This is a genomic window from Reyranella aquatilis, from assembly GCF_020880995.1.
In the GTDB taxonomy this organism is placed as follows: domain Bacteria; phylum Pseudomonadota; class Alphaproteobacteria; order Reyranellales; family Reyranellaceae; genus Reyranella; species Reyranella aquatilis.
On record NZ_JAJISD010000003.1, the window covers coordinates 293483 to 311052 of the forward strand.

General features: G+C 66.2%; 16 protein-coding genes. 7 read left to right on the plus strand and 9 right to left on the minus strand.

The features are described 5' to 3' along the window. Positions 1-27: 27 nt before the first annotated feature. Complete coding sequence (locus LJ725_RS09595; protein WP_230550432.1) at positions 28-297, plus strand: DUF3303 domain-containing protein; 270 nt, start codon at positions 28-30, stop codon at positions 295-297. A gap of 134 nt (positions 298-431) precedes the next feature. Here LJ725_RS09595 and LJ725_RS09600 read toward each other — a convergent pair whose 3' ends face one another. Continuing rightward, entirely contained in the window at positions 432-1892 is a 1461-nt protein-coding gene (locus LJ725_RS09600) for a M81 family metallopeptidase (protein ID WP_230550433.1), read from the minus strand. Positions 1893-1894: 2 nt separating this feature from the next. Next, a complete protein-coding gene (locus tag LJ725_RS09605) occupies positions 1895-2488 on the minus strand; it encodes a DNA-3-methyladenine glycosylase I (protein WP_230550434.1) in 594 nt (197 codons plus the stop codon). A gap of 16 nt (positions 2489-2504) precedes the next feature. Between LJ725_RS09605 and LJ725_RS09610 the strand changes: the two genes are divergently transcribed. After that, a complete protein-coding gene (locus LJ725_RS09610) occupies positions 2505-3224 on the plus strand; it encodes a haloacid dehalogenase type II (protein WP_230550435.1) in 720 nt (239 codons plus the stop codon). A 133-nt stretch (positions 3225-3357) separates the two neighbouring features. On the opposite strand, the gene LJ725_RS09615 is transcribed toward LJ725_RS09610, so the two are convergent. From LJ725_RS09615 to LJ725_RS09625, 3 genes are read right to left on the minus strand one after another with little or no spacing between them, the layout of a single operon-like run. Next, positions 3358-4953, minus strand: a complete 1596-nt coding sequence (locus LJ725_RS09615) for an ABC transporter substrate-binding protein (RefSeq protein ID WP_230550436.1) — start codon at positions 4951-4953, stop codon at positions 3358-3360. Between the two features lie 12 nt (positions 4954-4965). Beyond that, positions 4966-6378 (minus strand): amidase, encoded by a 1413-nt coding sequence (locus LJ725_RS09620; protein ID WP_230550437.1) that lies wholly within the window; start codon positions 6376-6378, stop codon positions 4966-4968. 9 nt (positions 6379-6387) lie between these two features. Further along, entirely contained in the window at positions 6388-6582 is a 195-nt protein-coding gene (locus LJ725_RS09625; protein ID WP_230550438.1) for a hypothetical protein, read from the minus strand. A 148-nt stretch (positions 6583-6730) separates the two neighbouring features. On the opposite strand from LJ725_RS09625, the gene LJ725_RS09630 reads away from it, so the two are divergent. The 5 genes from LJ725_RS09630 to LJ725_RS09650 are packed head-to-tail and all read left to right on the plus strand — an operon-like array spanning position 6731 to position 12237. Then, positions 6731-8335 (plus strand): ABC transporter substrate-binding protein, encoded by a 1605-nt coding sequence (locus LJ725_RS09630; RefSeq protein ID WP_230550439.1) that lies wholly within the window; start codon positions 6731-6733, stop codon positions 8333-8335. A 31-nt stretch (positions 8336-8366) separates the two neighbouring features. Continuing rightward, a complete protein-coding gene (locus LJ725_RS09635) occupies positions 8367-9320 on the plus strand; it encodes an ABC transporter permease (protein ID WP_230550440.1) in 954 nt (317 codons plus the stop codon). 4 nt (positions 9321-9324) lie between these two features. Further along, positions 9325-10233 carry an ABC transporter permease gene (locus tag LJ725_RS09640; RefSeq protein WP_230550441.1) on the plus strand — a complete coding sequence of 303 codons (909 nt, stop codon included), beginning with the start codon at positions 9325-9327 and terminating at the stop codon, positions 10231-10233. 1 nt (position 10234) lies between these two features. After that, positions 10235-11269, plus strand: coding sequence for an ABC transporter ATP-binding protein (locus tag LJ725_RS09645; protein WP_230550442.1), 1035 nt, complete (start codon positions 10235-10237; stop codon positions 11267-11269). Continuing rightward, positions 11266-12237 (plus strand): ABC transporter ATP-binding protein, encoded by a 972-nt coding sequence (locus LJ725_RS09650; RefSeq protein WP_230550443.1) that lies wholly within the window; start codon positions 11266-11268, stop codon positions 12235-12237. Before LJ725_RS09645 ends, LJ725_RS09650 begins: the two co-directional genes overlap by 4 nt. A 191-nt stretch (positions 12238-12428) precedes the next feature. Here the strand turns inward: LJ725_RS09650 and dnaJ are convergent, their stop codons facing one another. The 4 genes from dnaJ to LJ725_RS09670 all read right to left on the minus strand — a co-directional run bounded on the left by dnaJ (position 12429) and on the right by LJ725_RS09670 (position 17551). Continuing rightward, on the minus strand, positions 12429-13550 hold the full coding sequence (gene dnaJ, locus LJ725_RS09655; protein WP_230550444.1) for a molecular chaperone DnaJ: 1122 nt from the start codon (positions 13548-13550) through the stop codon (positions 12429-12431). 89 nt (positions 13551-13639) lie between these two features. Next, a complete protein-coding gene (gene dnaK / locus LJ725_RS09660; protein WP_230550445.1) occupies positions 13640-15577 on the minus strand; it encodes a molecular chaperone DnaK in 1938 nt (645 codons plus the stop codon). A 221-nt stretch (positions 15578-15798) separates the two neighbouring features. Beyond that, on the minus strand, positions 15799-16401 hold the full coding sequence (locus LJ725_RS09665) for a nucleotide exchange factor GrpE (protein ID WP_230550446.1): 603 nt from the start codon (positions 16399-16401) through the stop codon (positions 15799-15801). A gap of 94 nt (positions 16402-16495) precedes the next feature. Continuing rightward, positions 16496-17551 carry a TauD/TfdA family dioxygenase gene (locus tag LJ725_RS09670; RefSeq protein WP_230550447.1) on the minus strand — a complete coding sequence of 352 codons (1056 nt, stop codon included), beginning with the start codon at positions 17549-17551 and terminating at the stop codon, positions 16496-16498. Between the last annotated feature and the right edge of the window lie 19 nt (positions 17552-17570).

Sequence of the window (17570 nt, forward strand, 5' to 3'; positions counted from 1 at the left end):
CTACATCAGACACGACAGGAGACCGAGATGCTGTTCATGGTGGTTGAGAAGCTCAAGAATCAGGACGGCAAGGCCGTCTATCGCAAGCTGCAGAAGGGGCGCGGCCTGCCCGACGGCCTCAAGTTCGTCGCGAGCTACGTCACCGCCGATCTCGGGCGCTGCTTCCAGCTGATGGAGACCGACGACATCACGACCTTCCAGCGCTGGATCGCCGACTGGCAGGAGGTCGTCGAGTTCGAGGTCGTGCCCGTCGTCGAAGGCAAGACGACGCGGGAGGCACTGGAACCGCTGCTCTAATCTCTTTCCTCCCCCGTTACATGGGGGAGGTGTCGTCGTCTCGGGCCGACCGTGGGGAAGGGCTCAATCGAGGCATTCTTTTCGTTGCCTGCCCCTTCCTGTGTCCTCCCCCGTGTGACGGGGGAGGAGATGACTCACTTCCAGGGATCCGCGACCTTCGGCCAGAACGGCGTCTTGCGCTTGGTGTAGGGCCAGCGGGTGACGTCGGGGTCGGCGGCGCCGGGGGTGGCGACGTAGAGGATCTCCTTCGCGACGCCGACGAAGCCGTTATAGAAATGCTGCGCCGACTTCACGACGACGACGCGGTAGTCGGCCGGTTCGGCGCCGACGGCGCGGAAGGCGTCGGCGTGGAAGGTCTGGTTGCGGCGCGTGCAGATCGCGATGTCGACATGCTCCGATGACAAGAGAGCCATGTCGCCCAGCGGCGACATCACCGGCCCGTAGGGCTGGAAGACGTTGCGGGCGATCTTCTTCACCGTGACGTCGAGGTCGACCGGATCGCCGCTCACCGTGCCCGACTTGCCGCCCAGCCGCATGCGGATGCGCGCGCCCTCGCCCGCCTCCTCGGCGATCTGGAAGGCCATCGGATCCCACATCACGCCGAACAGCGCCGGGCCGATCTCGCGCTCGACCAGCGCCTTCAGCACGAAGGTCGAATCGCCCGGCGCGCCCGAGCCCGGATTGTCGGCGCGGTCGGCCAGGACCAGCGGGCCCTGGTTGTGCGAGGCGGCGCGGTCCATCGCCTCGGCGACGGTGAGGTACTTGGTGGCGTAGCGCTCCCGGTTGTCCCACAGCTCTTTGCCCAGCTGCTCGGCCAGCGCCTCGGCCTTCTTCAGGTCGCCGTCGGCCACCACGAGCGTGCGCGTGCCCACGTCCTCCACGTCGGCGAAGGAGAAGCCGTGGCTCAGCGACACCGACAGGATGCCGTCCTTGCCCTCGAGGCTCTTCATGCGCACCACAAACTCGCTGATCGGCGGCACGGAGGTGCGGTACTGCGCGATCATGCGGCAGTCGTAGCGCGCCATCACCGGCTTCACCTTGCCCTCGACCGTGTCGGCGATGATGGCGAACAGTTCGGCCGCCCGCTCCATCGTGTCGGTATGCGGATATTCCTTGTAGCCGACCAGCACGTCGGCGCTGTCGAGCATCAGGGCGCTCAGGTGACAGTGCAGGTCGAACTCGGCGCCGATTGCAACCTTCGGCCCGACGATGACGCGGATGTGCGACAGGAGATCGCCCTCGCAGTCGTCGTAACCGTCGGCCACCATCGCGCCGTGCACGTTGATCAGCACGGCGTCGAGCGGCAGGGCGGCCTTCACGCCGGCCAGGATCTCGTCGCGGAAATCCTCATAGACCTTGCGCACGGTGGTGCCCGACGGGGCGGCGAAGGTCGAGAGCCCCTCGATCACGGTCCAGCCACGCTTTTCCGTCTCCTTGCGCCAGACATGGACCGGAGCGGTGAAGTTGGTGGGCTCGTGCTTCGTGGCGTCGCCGTGCCAGATGCCATGCTCCTGGTAGCCGCGCAGGCCGGTCGGGAAGGGTACGAACTGATTGGTCTCGGTCCCGAGGGCCGCGATGAACACACGCTTGGTCACGATCACTCCTTGGCGCAATGGCAGCCTGCGACATGGTCGTCGACCATGCCGGAAGCCTGCATGAAGGCATAGCAGATGGTGGAGCCGACGAACTTGAAGCCGCGCTTCTGCAGCGCCTTCGACATTGCGTCGCTCTCCGCCGTGCGGGCCGGGACGTCCTTCAAGGTCTTCGGCCGGTTCTTCCTCGGCTTGCCGTCGACGAAGCTCCAGAGGAATTTCGAGAACGAGCCGTCGGTCTTCGGGAGATCGAGATAGGCCTGCGCGTTGGTCACGCTGGCGGCGATCTTGCCCTTGTGGCGGATGATGCCGGGATCGAGCAGCAGCCTCTCCAGCTTCGCAGGGCGATAGCGCGCGATCTTCTCCGGATCGAACCCGTCATAGACCTTGCGATAGTGCTCGCGCTTGCGCAGCACCGTGATCCAGGAAAGGCCGGCCTGGCAGCCTTCCAACGTCAGGAGTTCGAACAGCGCGCGATCGTCGCGCAGCGGACGTCCCCATTCCATGTCGTGGTATTCCTGGTAGAGCGGATCGTCGGAGACCCAGCCGCATCTTGGCTTGCCGTCCGCGCCGCTCACTCTATCGTGCTTCCAAACCATGTGAGGAAGCTACCCAATGTCCAAGGTCCCCGCCAATCTGAAGGTCTGCATTTTCGATGTCTTCGGCACCGTCGTCGACTGGCGCGGCAGCCTGATCCAGGATCTGCCCGCGCTCGGCAGGAAGTACGGCATCGACACCGACTGGACGAGTTTCGCCGACGACTGGCGCGGCCTCTACCAGCCGCAGATGGGCCGTGTGCGGAAGGGCGAGCTGCCATGGACGCGCATCGACGACCTGCATAAGGAAGCCTTCGAGATGCTGCTCGCGAAGCGCGGCCTGAAGCATCCCGGCGAGGAAGGGGCGTGGGAGTTCACGCATCTCTGGCACAAGCTGCGCCCCTGGCCCGATTCGGTCGAGGGCATCGGCATGATGAAGAAGAAGTACGTCGTGGCCACACTCAGCAACGGCAACGTCGCGCTGCTGATCAACATGGCCAAGAACGGCGGCATCCCCTGGGACCACTGCTTCTCGGGCGAGACGTTCCGTCACTACAAGCCCGACCCCGAAGCCTATCTCGGCGTGGTCGACAGCATGTACGTGAAGCCCGAGCAGGTGATGCTGGTCGCCGCGCATAACAACGACCTGGCGGCGGCGCAGAAGTGCGGCCTGTCGACCGGCTTCGTCCTGCGCCCCGGCGAGCACGGCCCCGGCCAGACCCGCGACCTCAAGGCCGAGGGCGACTGGAATGCGGTGGGTACGTCGATGATCGACCTCGCGAAGAAGCTCGGCTGCTGATTTAGAGAAGCGCGTCCTCGTCTCTTCCACCTCTCCCCCGCTAGGGGGAGAGGACGGGTGAGGGGGCGAGGCACTACCTGTAACCCCCTCACCTAACCTCTCCCCTAGCGGGGGAGAGGAATATGATGGACTGTCAGACCCCGATCGTCGTCAGGTCCTGGAACCAGTGCTGGGCCTGGATGTACGACTTGATCTTGGGCGACAGCGCGTGCGGGTTGGTGTCGTGTACGACCCAGATCAGCACGGCGTCATCGACCACCTTCTCGTGCACCTTGGCCATGATGGCGTCCTGCTTGGACGGATCGAACTCCGCCAGCGCCTGGTCGATCAGCTTGTCGACCTGGGGGCTGGCATAGTTGCTCCAGTTCACGCCGACCGGGGCGGCCTGGTTGGAGGCGAAGAAGCGGGTGAAGGCGTAAAGCGGGTCGGACGTGACATAGGCGACGTTGTTGGCGGTGACGTCCTTGTTCATCTCGGCCTTGGCGCCGGCGCGCCACGCCGTGTAGAGCGCCTCCAGCTCGACCACCTTGAACTCGAGGTCGATGTAGACGTCCTTGAACATCTGCTGGATCGCCTCGTTCATCGGCAGTGACAGCATCTGGCCGCTGCCGCCCGAGGCCACGATGAACTTGGTCTTGAGCGGCTGGGCCTTGCTGAAGCCGGCGGCACTCATCAGCGTGCGCGCCTCGTCGGGCGCGAATTTGATCTCGAAGCTCGGTTTGCCGAACCACGGGCTCGACTTGTCGACCTGGCCGAAGGCCGGCGTCGCGAGGCCGCCCAGCAGCTGCACGATGGCGTTCCGGTCGATGGCGAGGTTGGCGGCCTTGCGCAGGCGGATGTCGGTCCACGGCGAACCGGGCAGCATCGAGGGGTGATAGTTCCAGACGTGCGGCGTCACGTTCTGCACGATCTTCATGCCGGCCTTGGTGAGCCGGTCGACCGTGTCGGGCGTGGGCGTCTCGATCAGGTCGACCTGGCCCGAGAGCAGCGCCGCGGTGCGCGTCGCGCCCTCGGGCGCCACCACGAGGATCATGCGGTCGGCCTTGGGAAGACGCTTGGGATTCCAGTAGGCCTCGTTCCTGACCAGCTCGGCGCGCTCGCGCGGCACCAGCCGGGCGAGCTTGAACGGGCCGGTGCCCGAAGGCTCGGACGCGAACTTGTTCCAGTCCTTGCCGAGCTTTTCGAACTGCGCCGGGCTCGACACCAGGAACCACAGCATCTGGTAGGGAAAGAGCGCGTCGACGACCTTCGTCTTCACTTCGACCGTCATGTCGTCGACCTTCCGGTAGCTCGCGACCGAAGGCAGGCGCGGCCGGACCTGCGAGGCCTGGCGCTGGTCGAACTGCGGGGACTTGGTGTCGAACACCTTGTCGAAGTTCCAGATGACGGCGTCGGCGTTGAAGGCCGAGCCATCGTGGAACTTCACGCCGTCGCGCAGCTTGAAGGTCCAGAGCGTCTTGTCGGCATCGTCGACCTTCCATTCGGTGGCAAGACCAGGGATCAGCTTCCCGGGCTTGTCGGAGATGTCCATCTCCCAGGCGACCAGCGGATCGTAGAGCGTGTAGCCGGTGAACTTGTAGGCACCGGCGCCGCGATCGGGCTGGCCGGTGGTGAGCGGCACGTCGGCCATCGAGATGCCGAAGCGCACCACCTTTTCCTGGGCGAAGGCGGGAATCGGCAAGGCCGCCAGCGCGCCGGCGGCGATGAAGGAACGACGGGGCAGGCGCATGAAGGTCTCCTGTCAGAGTGTCGGTCGGTGCGAGCGCCACGGCGTGGCGCGTTCGTAGGCGGATCCGGCGGCGAAGACGCTGGCTTCGTCGAAGGCGCGGCCGGCGAGCTGGAAGGCGAGCGGCAATCCGTCGGCGCCGAAGCCGCAGCACACGGAGGCGGCCGGCTGGCCGGTGACGTTGAACGGCATGCTGAGCGAGGGCTTGCCGAGGAAATGGAAGATCGGCGCCGGGTCCTCGAAGATTTCCGGCCCACCCCACTGGTTGGGCGTCATCACGAGGTCGTAGCCGCGCATCGCCTCGCGCGTGTCCTGCTGCAGCTTGCGGCGGAAACGCAGCGCCGAGATGTACTGCTCGGCCGACAGGAAGGCGCCGAGCTGGAAGCGCCGCCGCGTCGTGTAGCCGAACTTCTCCGGTCGCTCGATCACGTCGCGGCGATGGATGGCGTGCGCTTCCGTCGTGATGATGACGCGGCCGCAGATGTGATAGTCGCGGATGTCGGGGAGGGTCACATCCTCGACCGTGGCGCCGAGATCGCGCATGACGCGAACGGCGTCCTCCATGGCCTTGGCCATGTCCGGCGAGAGCGCGGCGCCGGAGTCCTCGTACCAGCTGCGGGCCAGCGCGATGCGCATCCCCTTGATCGGGCGCTGCGCCGACGCACCATAGTCGACCTTCGGTGCGCGCGCCGAGGCCTGGTCGTTGGGGTCGTGACCGGCCAGGACGTCCAGCATCAGCGCGCAGTCCTCGGTGGTCCAGGCCATCGGCCCGGCGGTGTCGAGGCTGAACGAGAGCGGGAAGATCCCGCAGCGGCTCACCAGCCCGTAGGTTGGCTTGATGCCGGCGATGGCGCAGAAGCCGGCAGGATTGCGGATCGAGCCGCCGGTGTCGGAACCCATCGCGCCCATGCAGAGCGCGGCTGCGACAGCCGCACCCGAGCCGCTCGAGGAGCCGCCGGGTTGATAGGCCGTGTTCCACGGGTTGCGCACAGGCGGGAACGGCTGGTCCGGCGTCATCGCGCCGTTGGCGAACTCGTGCGTGCCGAGCTTGCCCAGGATGACGGCGCCGCCCGCCTTCAGGCGCCGCACGGTCTCTGCGTCGATGGCGGGGACGTAGTCGATCTTGAGATGTGAATGACCGGTCGTTTTCACGCCGGCCGTTTCGTAGATGTCCTTCAATCCGACCGGGATGCCGTGCAGCGGACCCCGCCGCAGGCCGCCGCCCATTTCCATATCGGCCTGACGCGCGGCGTTGAGGGCGATGTCGGCGGTGACGGTGACGTAGCTGGAAAGGGCGGGATCGACGGTCTCGATGCGCGCCAGGAATGCCTGGGTGAGCGCCGTCGAGGTGAGATCGCCGCGTGCCATCAGGCGGCCGGCCTCGGCGATGCTCAGCGTCGTGAGATCGCCAGTCGTGAGATCGGTCATGGGATGGCTCTACTCGTCCGCCCGGAAGACCTGGGGCGGCTCGGCGGCCCACGACCAGCGCTGTGGGATCCGCTCCATCAGGCCGAGCAGCCCGACATAGCCCTTGTGCAGATGCCCGATGTCTTCCTCGGTCAGGGTGAGACCGGTCAGCGCGGCGCGTGCCCGGAATTCCTCGAGCGTTGGCGCCTTGATCGACGATGTCATGAAAATCCTCCGCCCAAGTGAGGATGCAATCGACATGCCGCGTGATTCGCATCGACCGGCATCGCGTTGGCTTGGCCCTTGCATGGTGGAGGGCGCGAGCGTCTCCCGGTGGGATTTTCGACGGGATCGCCGAACTCAGGAGCGATGAATGTTCAAACGCCTTCGTGTCGCCGTCGCCGGCTTCGGTGTTCTCGCAGCGACTGCACTGCCTGCCTTCGCGCAAGGCACTCTGCGCATCGGCATGACAGCCGCGGACATTCCGCTGACCACGGGTCAGCCCGATCAGGGGTTCGAGGGCTTTCGCTTCGCCGGCTACACGATTTATGACGCGCTTGTGAACTGGGATCTGTCGAAGGCCGACACGATCGCCGACATCCGTCCCGGCCTCGCGCTTTCCTGGGCCCCCGTCGAAGGCGAGCCGACCAAGTGGATCTTCAAGTTGCGCGAGGGCGTGAAGTTCCACGACGGGTCCGACTTCGATGCGGACTCGGTGATCTGGAACCTCGACAAGGTCCTGAACGACAAGTCGCCCCAGTTCGACAGCAAGCAGCTCGCGCAGGTGCGCGCTCGCATCCCGACGCTGGTCGGTTACAGGAAGATCGACAAGTACACGGTCGAACTCACGACGCGCATCGTGAACTCCCTGTTTCCCTACGACATGTCCTACGTCTTCTATTCGAGTCCGGCCAACTGGGAGAAGCAGGGCAAGGACTGGAACAAGGTCGCGCTGAACCCGTCCGGCACCGGCCCGTTCAAGGTCGACCGCGTGGTGCCGCGCGAGCGCATGGAACTCTCGCGCAACGCCGAGTACTGGGACAAGGCGCGCGTGCCGAAGCTCGACAAGGTGATCCTGTTCCCGATGCCGGAAGCCGCGACCCGCACGGCGGCGCTACTGGCCGGTCAGGTCGACTGGATCGAGGTGCCCGCGCCCGACGCCATCCCGCGCCTCAAGCAGGGCGGTATGACGATTGTCACCAACAAGTATCCGCACAACTGGGCCTATCAGCCCAGCATGGTCGAGGGCTCTCCCTGGACCGACATCCGCGTGCGCAAGGCCGCCAACCTCGCCATCGATCGCGCCGGCATCAACAAGCTGCTGGGCGGCCTGATGATCGAATCGAAGGGCCATGTCTATCCCGGCCATCCGTGGTTCGGCTCGCCCGCCTTCGACATCAAGTACGATCCGGCCGCGGCCAAGAAGCTGCTGGCCGAGGCGGGCTACAGCGCCACCAAGAAGCCCAAGATCAAGATCGCGATTTCGACCTCGGGTTCGGGCCAGATGCTGCCGCTGCCGATGAACGAATACGTGCAAGAGAACCTCAACGCGGTCGGCTTCGACGCCTCGTTCGAGGTGATGGAGTGGAACGCGCTGGTCACCTTCGCCTTCCAGCCGGTCACGGGCGACGCGGCGAAGAAGGCCGGCGTCAACGGCGTCAACATCAGCCGCGCCACGGTCGACCCCTACTCGGCCTTCACCCGCCTGATGAACAGCAACTTCGTGCCGCCGGTGGGCGCGAACTGGGGCGTCCTGAAGGACGAGAAGCTCGATGCCATGATCAACAAGGCGCATACGAGCTTCGACAAGGCCGAGCAGACCAAGGCCCTGTCCGAGGTGCACGGCTATATCGTCGACCAGGCTTACTGGGTGTGGATCGCGCACGATCTCAATCCGCGCGCCATGAGCCCCAAGGTGAAGGGCTTCGTGCAGGCGCAGAGCTGGTTCCAGGACCTGACGCCGGTCGAAATCAAGTAGCGCAACACGCATCGAAGAGAGGCGGGACGCAATGCTCCTCTACGCCCTACGCCGCCTGATCTACCTCATCCCCGTCGCCTTCGGCGTTTCGCTGCTCGTCTTCGCGCTGGTGCATCTCGCGCCGGGCGATCCGATCTCGGCAATCGTGCCGCCGGATGCGCCGAAGGAAGTCGTCGACAAGCTCAAGGAGTATTACGGCTTCGACAAGCCGCTGCCGGTGCAATACCTGCGCTGGCTCGGCGTCACGCTGACCGGGGATCTCGGCACCTCGATCGGCACCGGCCGCTCGGTGGCGAGCGAGGTCGGCAGCGCCTTCGGCAACACCATCATCCTGGCGATTGCCGCCACCCTCTTCGCCTTTACCCTAGCGGTGATCCTCGGCACCGCCGCCGCCTATGCGAAGTCGCGCATCGTCGACCGGCTGGTGACGCTGATCTCGTTGATCGGCGTCAGCGTGCCGCATTTCTGGCTGGCGATCGTGCTGGTCATCATCTTCGCCGTCGAACTGGGTGCGCTGCCGCCCATGGGCATCGGGCCGGAGAACTCGACCGGCTGGAAGTTCGACCGCGCCCACCTCGCGCACATGATCCTGCCAACCATCGCCCTCTCGGTCATTCCGCTCGGCGTCGTCACCCGCACGGTGCGCTCCACCGTGAAGGAGACGCTGAGCATGGAGTTCGTGACGGCGCTGCAGGCCAAGGGCATGCGCGACAGCCGCATCCTGCTCCACGTGCTGAAGAACGCCGCGCCGACCTGCCTGGCCGTCATGGGCCTGCAGGCCGGCAACCTGATCGGCGGCTCGATCCTGATCGAGACGGTGTTCGCCTGGCCCGGCACCGGCTTCCTGCTGAACAGCGCCATCTTCCGCCGCGACCTGCCGATCCTGCAGGGCACGACCCTCGTGCTCGCCGGCTTCTTCATGTTGCTCAACCTGACCGTGGACATCATCCAGACGATGGTCGATCCGCGCATCAAGCGAGGCTGACCCCATGGCCCTGCAAAGTCCCTCCCTCGACATCGGCGGCGCCGTCCTCGTGACGCCGAAACCCACGGCCGGCGGTCGCGGCTACTGGCAATCGGTCGGCCGCCGGCTGCGGCGCGACCCGGTCACGCTGATCTGCGCCGGCATCCTGATCCTGCTGGTTCTGGCCTCCATCGCCGCGCCCTATCTCTATCTCGCCGATCCCTACAAGACCTCGATGATCCGCCGCCTCTATCCGTTGGGCTCGCCCAACCATTGGCTGGGCACCGACGAGCTGGGACGCGACATGTTCGCCCGCCTGATCTACGGCGGCCGCCTGTCGTTGTTCATGGGCGTGACGCCGGTCGTCTGTGCCCTGCTGATCGGCGGCAGCCTGGGCATCCTCGCGGGCTTCGTCGGTGGCAAGACCAACATGGCAATCATGCGCATCATGGACGTGTTCTATGCGTTCCCCTCGGTGCTGCTGGCGATCTCGCTGTCGGGCGCGATGGGCGCGGGCACGGAGAACACGCTGCTGTCGCTCACCCTGGTGTTCATTCCGCCGATCTGCCGCGTCTCGGAGAGCGTCACCACCCAGGTGCGCGGCTTCGACTTCGTCGATGCGGCCAAGGCCAGCGGCGCTTCGGCCTTCACCATTGTGCGGGTCCACGTGCTGGGCAACGTGCTGGGACCGATCCTCGTCTATGCGACCTCGCTGATCAGCGTGGCGATCATCCTGGCTGCCGGCCTCAGCTTCCTCGGTCTCGGCGTCAAGCCGCCGGAGCCGGAATGGGGCCTGATGCTGAACACGCTGCGCCAGGCGATCTACGTCAACCCGGTGCTCGCGGCGTTGCCGGGCGTGATGATCTTCGTCACCTCGATCTGCTTCAACCTGATGAGCGATGGCCTGCGCGCGGCCATGGATGTGAAGGCCTGACATGGACACGCTGCTTCCCATTCAGGATCGCGGCGGACCGGCCCAGCCGCTGCTGCTCGCCACCGGCCTGCGCAAGCATTTCCCCGTGGCGGGTGGCCTGCTCGGCCGCACCACCAAGGTCGTTCGCGCCGTCGACGATCTCACCCTATCGGTCGCCAAGGGCGAGACGCTGGGCGTCGTGGGAGAATCAGGCTGTGGCAAGTCGACGGTGGCGCGGCTTCTCATCCGCCTCATCACGCCCGACAAAGGCACGATGGTGCTGGACGGTGACCCCGTCGACGAACCGCACGGCATCACCGTGAACGAGCTGCGCCGCCAGGTGCAGATGGTGTTCCAGGATTCCTACGCCTCGCTCAATCCGCGCCTCACCATCGCCGAGACGCTGGCCTTCGCGCCGCGTGCCCATGGCCTGCCGGCCGCCGAGGCCCGCGAGCGCGTGCGCGATCTCCTGAGCAAGGTCGGCCTCGATCCGGCGAACTACGCCACGCGCTATCCGCACGAACTGTCGGGCGGTCAGCGCCAGAGGGTGAACATCGCGCGGGCGCTGGCGCTGCGGCCCCGGCTGATCATCCTCGACGAGGCGGTGTCGGCGCTCGACAAGTCGGTCGAGGCACAGGTGCTGAACATGCTGGTCGATCTCAAGACCGAGCTCGATCTCACCTACGTGTTCATCAGCCACGATCTCAACGTCGTGCAGTATCTCAGCGACCGTGTGCTGGTCATGTATCTCGGCAAGATCGTCGAGATCGGGCCCGTGGAGGCGATCTACGGCAATCCACAGCATCCCTACACGCGCGCGCTGCTCTCGGCACGGCCCTCGATGGATCCGCGCAAGCGCACGAAGGAAGCGCCGATCCAGGGCGATCCCCCCAATCCCATCGATCCACCCTCGGGCTGCCGTTTCCGCACGCGCTGCCCCTTCGCCGAGGACGTCTGTGCCCGCCTCGAGCCCCCGCTGGCCGACGCCGGCGCGCAGGCGGTGGCCTGCCATATGCGCGTGGCGGGCTCGGGACACTCCAAGGCGGTGGCGGCATGACCGACAAGACCAACCTCCTCGAGGTCCGCGACCTCCACGTCACCTTCGTCACGCCCGACCGGACCGTGCATGCGGTAAACGGCGTCAGCTTCGACCTGGCGCGCGGCGAAACGCTGGGCATCCTGGGCGAATCCGGCTCCGGCAAAAGCGTCACCCTGCGCTCGATCCTGCGGCTCCATCCCGAGCACCGCACCCGCTGGTCCGGCAGCATCAGGCTGCAGGGCGACGAGGTCCTGGAGATGGGGCCCAAGGCCCTGTCGGACCTGCGTGGCCAGCGCGTCTCGATGATCTTCCAGGAGCCCGCGACGGCCTTCGATCCGGTCTTCACCATCGGCCAGCAGATCGCCGAGACGGTGCGCCGCCACACCGGCAAGAGCGAGACCGAGGCCATGAAGCGGGCCAAGGACCTGCTGGAGATGGTGCGCATCCCGTCTCCGGCGACGCGCCTCAAGGCCTATCCGCATGAAATGTCGGGCGGCATGCGCCAGCGCGCGATGATCGCGCTCGCCCTGTCGTGCAATCCGACCCTGCTGTTGGCCGACGAGCCGACCACAGCGCTCGACGCCACGGTGCAGATCCAGGTGCTGCTGCTGATCCGCGAACTGCAGCGCGAGTTCAATCTCGGGGTCATCTTCGTCACGCACGATATCGGCGTCGCCGTCGAGGTCTCGGACCGGATCGGCGTCATGTATGCCGGCAAGCTGGTGGAGATGGCGCCGGTCGAGCGCATGGTCGATGCGCCGCAGCATCCCTACAGCCGCGGCCTGCTGGCCTCCACCGTGCATGACGGCATGCGCGGCCAGCGCCTCGACTCGATCCCGGGTGCGCCGCCCGATCTCGCGGAAGTCCCGACCGGCTGCAGCTTCGCGCCGCGCTGCAAGTTCGTGCGCCCCGATTGCACGGCCGCGGTCCCGTCGCTGCGCGACGTCGAGGCCGCGCACGCGGTGCGCTGCGTACTGGCGGCCTGAGCTTGTTTTTCTCCGCCGAACGGTGGACCTATCGCCTATGAGGTAAAGGTCCCTGACTACCTTCGGGGTGACGATTTTGTTGGGATTTGCGCAGTGCGCCGATCAAACAAACAGTGTCATCCCGAACGCAGTGAGGGACCTTCCGACTTCCTCGCAACGCCTACCGCCTTGGGCAGTGGCGCAGGAAGAAGTCAGCCGCCGAACATCTCCTTCACCTTGCTGAAGAAGCCTTCGGATTCGGGGCTGGTCTTGCCGGCCTTCTCGAATTCCTTGAGCAGTTCCTTCTGCTTGGAGGTGAGGTTGGTCGGCGTCTCGACGTTGATCTCGATGTACATGTCGCCGTGCTGGCTGGAGCGCATGATCGGCATGCCCTTGCCGCGCATACGGAACTGATGCCCGTTCTGCGCGCCGGCAGGAATGTTGATGCGCGCCATCTTGCCGTCGAGGGTCGGCACCTCGATGTTGCCGCCCAGCGTGGCCTGCACCATCGAGATCGGCACGCGGCAATGCACGTCGGCGCCCTCGCGCTCGAACAGCTGGTGGCGGCGCACCGAAAGGAAGACGTAGAGGTCGCCCGCGGGACCGCCCCGCGCCCCGGCCTCGCCCTCGCCGCTCAACCGGATACGCGTGCCGTCCTCGACCCCGGCCGGGATGTTGACCTTGAGGGTCTTCTCGCGGCGAACGCGACCCTGGCCTGCGCAGGTCTTGCACGGCTTGTCGATGACCTGTCCCGCTCCGTGACAGGTGTGGCAGGTGCGCTCGACGGTGAAGAAGCCCTGCTGTGCCCGGATGCGGCCGCGGCCCTGGCAGGTCGGGCATTGCTGCGGCTTGGAGCCGGCCTCCGCGCCGCTGCCATGGCAGACCTCGCAGGAAACCGAACTCGGCACCCGCACCGTGGCCTCGGTGCCGGCGAAGGCCTGCTCCAGCGTGATCTCGAGGTTGAAGCGCAGATCCTGGCCGCGCATGTCGGCGCGCCCGCCGCGCCCGCGCTGGCCACCCGCGCCAAACATCTCCTCGAAGATGTCGCCGAACACCGAGCCGAAATCGAACCCCTGTCCGCCCTGGAACGGGCCGCCCGGGCCGGCGCCACCCTCGAAGGCGGCCGCGCCGTAGCGGTCGTAGGCGGCACGCTTCTCCGGATCCTTCAGGATGTCGTAGGCGTGGTTGATTTCCTTGAACTTCCGTTCCGCTTCCTTGTCGCCCGGATTGCGGTCGGGATGGTACTGCATGGCGAGCTTGCGGTACGCCTTCTTGATGTCGTCGGCACTGGTCGTGCGCTGGACTCCAAGCAGCTCGTAAAAGTCTTGCGACATAGCGGTCTACGCTGCCCCCACTGGCCCCTTGCAGATCGGCCTCCCGCTTGCGCGGGAGGCCGTCGTCACGTTCCGACGGTCGTTCCCGCTCAGGAACCCGTCTTCTTGTTCTTGTCGGTGACGTCCTCGAACTCGGCGTCGACCACCTTCTCGCCCTTGGCGTCGGTCGCGCCGCCGCCCGGTGCGCCGCCCGCGGCCCCTGCGCCGGCCTGGGCCTCGGCCTGCTGGGCCTTGTACATGGCCTCGCCGAGCTTCATCGCCGCCTGCGTCAGGTCATTGGTCTTGCTCTTGATCGCCTCGACGTCCTCGCCCGCCAGAGCGGTCTTGAGGCCCTCGAGCGCACCCTCGATCTCGGCCTTCTCGGTGGGGCTCACCTTGTCGCCGTACTCCGCCAGGTGCTTGGTCGTGGAGTGGACCAGCGCCTCGCCCTGGTTGCGGGCGTCGATCAGCTCGCGCTTCTTCTTGTCTTCCTCGGCATGCAGCTCGGCATCCTTCACCATCTTCTGGATGTCGGCCTCGCTGAGGCCGCCCGAAGCCTGGATGCGGATCTGCTGCTCCTTGCCGGTGGCCTTGTCCTTGGCCGAGACCTGCACGATGCCGTTGGCGTCGATGTCGAACGTGACCTCGACCTGCGGCACGCCGCGCGGTGCCGGGGGGATGCCGACCAGATCGAACTGACCCAGCATCTTGTTCTGGGCGGCGATCTCGCGCTCGCCCTGGAAGACGCGGATGGTCACCGCGGTCTGGTTGTCGTCGGCCGTCGAGAAGGTCTGGCTCTTCTTGGTCGGGATCGTCGTGTTGCGCTCGATCAGGCGCGTGAACACGCCACCCAGCGTCTCGATGCCGAGCGACAGCGGCGTCACGTCGAGCAGCAGGACGTCCTTGACCTCGCCCTTCAGCACGGCCGCCTGCACCGCTGCGCCGACCGCGACGACTTCGTCGGGATTGACGTTACGGGCCGGCTCCTTGCCGAAGAACTGCTTCACCACCTCGATGACCTTCGGCATGCGCGTCATGCCGCCGACCAGGATGACCTCGTAGATCTGACCGGCCTGCAGGCCGGCATCCTTGAGCGCCGCCTTGCAGGGCTCGAGCGTCCGCTGCACCAGGTCGTCGACCAGGGCCTCGAGCTTGGCGCGCGAGAGCTTGATGACGAGATGCTTCGGACCGCTGGCGTCGGCCGTGATGAACGGCAGGTTGATCTCGGTCTCCTTGGAGTTGGAGAGCTCGATCTTGGCCTTCTCGGCCGCTTCCTTAAGGCGCTGCAGGGCGAGCTTGTCGTTGCGCAGGTCGATGCCCTGCTCCTTTTTGAACTCGTCCGCCAGGTAGCTGATGATGCGCTGGTCGAAGTCCTCGCCGCCCAGGAAGGTGTCGCCGTTGGTCGCCTTGACCTCGAACACGCCGTCGCCGATCTCGAGGATCGACACGTCGAACGTGCCGCCGCCCAGGTCATAGACCGCGATCGTGCCGCTCTTGCGCTTGTCCATGCCGTAGGCAAGGGCAGCCGCAGTCGGCTCGTTGATGATGCGCAGGACCTCGAGGCCGGCGATGCGGCCGGCATCCTTGGTGGCCTGACGCTGGGCGTCGTTGAAGTAGGCCGGGACGGTGATGACCGCCTGGTCGACCTTCTCGCCGAGATAGGCCTCGGCGGTCTCCTTCATCTTGCCCAGGATGAACGCCGAGATCTGGCTCGGGCTGTACTGCTCGCCATTCACCTCGACCCACGCGTCGCCACTCGCCGCCTTCTCGATCTTGAAGGGGACCAGCGTCTTCTCCTTGGCGACCATCGGGTCGTCGAAGCGGCGGCCGATCAGGCGCTTGACGGAATACAGGGTCTTCAACGGATTGGTGACCGCCTGGCGCTTGGCCGACTGGCCCACGAGGCGCTCGCCGCCATCGGTGAAGGCAACCATCGACGGCGTGGTGCGCGCGCCCTCGGAATTCTCGATGACCTTCGTGTCGCCGCCTTCCATGACCGCGACGCAGGAATTGGTCGTACCCAAGTCGATGCCAATGACTTTCGCCATGATAATACTCTCTTCCCTCGGCAGGCCGTTTCGGACCCAAAGGCGCCCGACCAGCCCCCGTACTATGGTTACCTGCCGGAAAAACCGGATCAGGACAGGGGCTATATAGGTCCTGTCCGGGCGCCTGCAATGGACTTAAGGACCAAAATCTCCGCTGGAAAGTGCCGTCTGGCGCACTACCCGCGGACTCGACCGGAAAGGCCGGCGCTGCCGGCCCGACCCTAGTTTTCGTTGCTGGCCGACGGGCCGGCCGCAGGGCCGCCCTTGGAGACCGCGACCATGGCGGCGCGCAGCAGGCGGCCCGCGATCAGGTACCCGGGAATCAGCTCCTGCACGACGGTGCCCGATGGCACGTCGGGGTTCTCGACCTCCATCATGGCCTGATGGAACTCGGCGTTGAACGGCTTGCCCAGGCTCTCGATACGGGTGACGCCGTGGCGCTCCAGCACCGACTGGAGTTCCCGATCGGTCGCCTGGATGCCGACGATCACGTTGCGCAGGGCCGGATCCAGCGAGTCGAGGTCCGCCGGCAGGGCCGACAGGGCACGGCCAAAATTGTCGGCCACGGAGAGGACGTCGCGGGCGAAGCGCTCGTTTCCGAACTTGCGCTCCTTTTCGATGTCCTGCTGGGCGCGGCGACGCACGTTCTGCGCCTCGGCCAGCGCCCGGAGCTGCTTGTCCTGGAGATCCGCCTTCTCAGCCTGAAGCTGCTCGACGAGGCGCTGCCATTCGGCGGCACTTTCCGGCCGGGGCGGAATGTCGATATCGTCGGGGTCGACCGGGCCATCCGCCGGCGCGCCGCCCGCGGTTGGATCGCTGGCCATGTGCTGTCCCTTTTGTTGGTCTGTTGAAGCGACCCTCACTTAGGGATGACCCCGGCCCGGGTCAACTGCACGCGGCCGGGCGCTGGAGTGCGGATCAGACGGCCTGCAAGGGCGCCTGGAGCCGAGTGCCGCGCACGATGATGCCGCCGCGGTCGCCGATTGTGACCGTGCCGTACCGCTGGGCGAAGATTTCGGGCAGCGGCCGCGCGCGCTCCGCCGCCAGCCACAGTCGCAGCAGGTGCCGGCGGCGCTCCGGTTCGGGCCAGTCCTCGAAGCCGGTGCGGTCGTGCAGCATCGTGTGGTTGTGCACCAGCTGCACGTCGCCCGGCTTGAATTCCATGAACGTGTTCAGCGCCGGGTCGTTGGCCAGGGCGTCGAACATGTCGAGAGCCTCGATCAGCTCAGGCGTATGGCGCGGCGCCTCGGGGAAGCGCTGGGCGCTGTCGATGTACTGGCGCTGGTAGATCGCGGTCAGGTAGCCCTGGTGCCAGTTGAAGACCGGAATCTCGAAGAACGGCTTCTGGCCTTCCGGCACTTCGCCGCGCCGGTCGGTGGCGATCGGCTGGAACAGCAGCTTCAGGAGATCCGGCCGCCGCCGCCGCATCTCGTTGAAAATCGTGGTCGAACTCACCAGGGCCGAAAGGCCGCCGGACTTCGCGGTCTTGAGGCAGAGCAGCCCGACGATGTCGCAGGAGTCGGTGTGATAGGTCTGCCGCTCGTGCGTCTGATAGATGCGAACGTTGGGATCGTTCACGTCCATGCCGAGGTCCTGCACGTGGCCCAGCACATGGCCCTTGCCGTTCTGCGAGCGGGCGCTTCCGAGATGGGCGCCCAGGCCGAAGAAGGCCGTCGCCGACTCGCGGATCGACCAGCGGTCCACCGGCAGGCCGCGCAACAGCAGGAAGCCGCGCCCGTTCAGCACCTCGTCGTCGACGCGGGCCTTCAGGCGCGCCGCCAGAGTCGGCAGCGGAAAGTCCTGAGGCTTGAGCACCGCGATGTCGGCATCGCGCGCGACCAGCGCCTGCGTGGCGGTCTCGATCTCGGCCACGTCGTCGGCACTGAGCGGCATCATCCAGTCGTTGCGCTTGGCGATCTCGGGTCCGTACCAGGCAGCGGCACCGGTCTGCTCCGGCGGCAGTTCGAACGACATCTCGGGGTTTCCTCGTCTT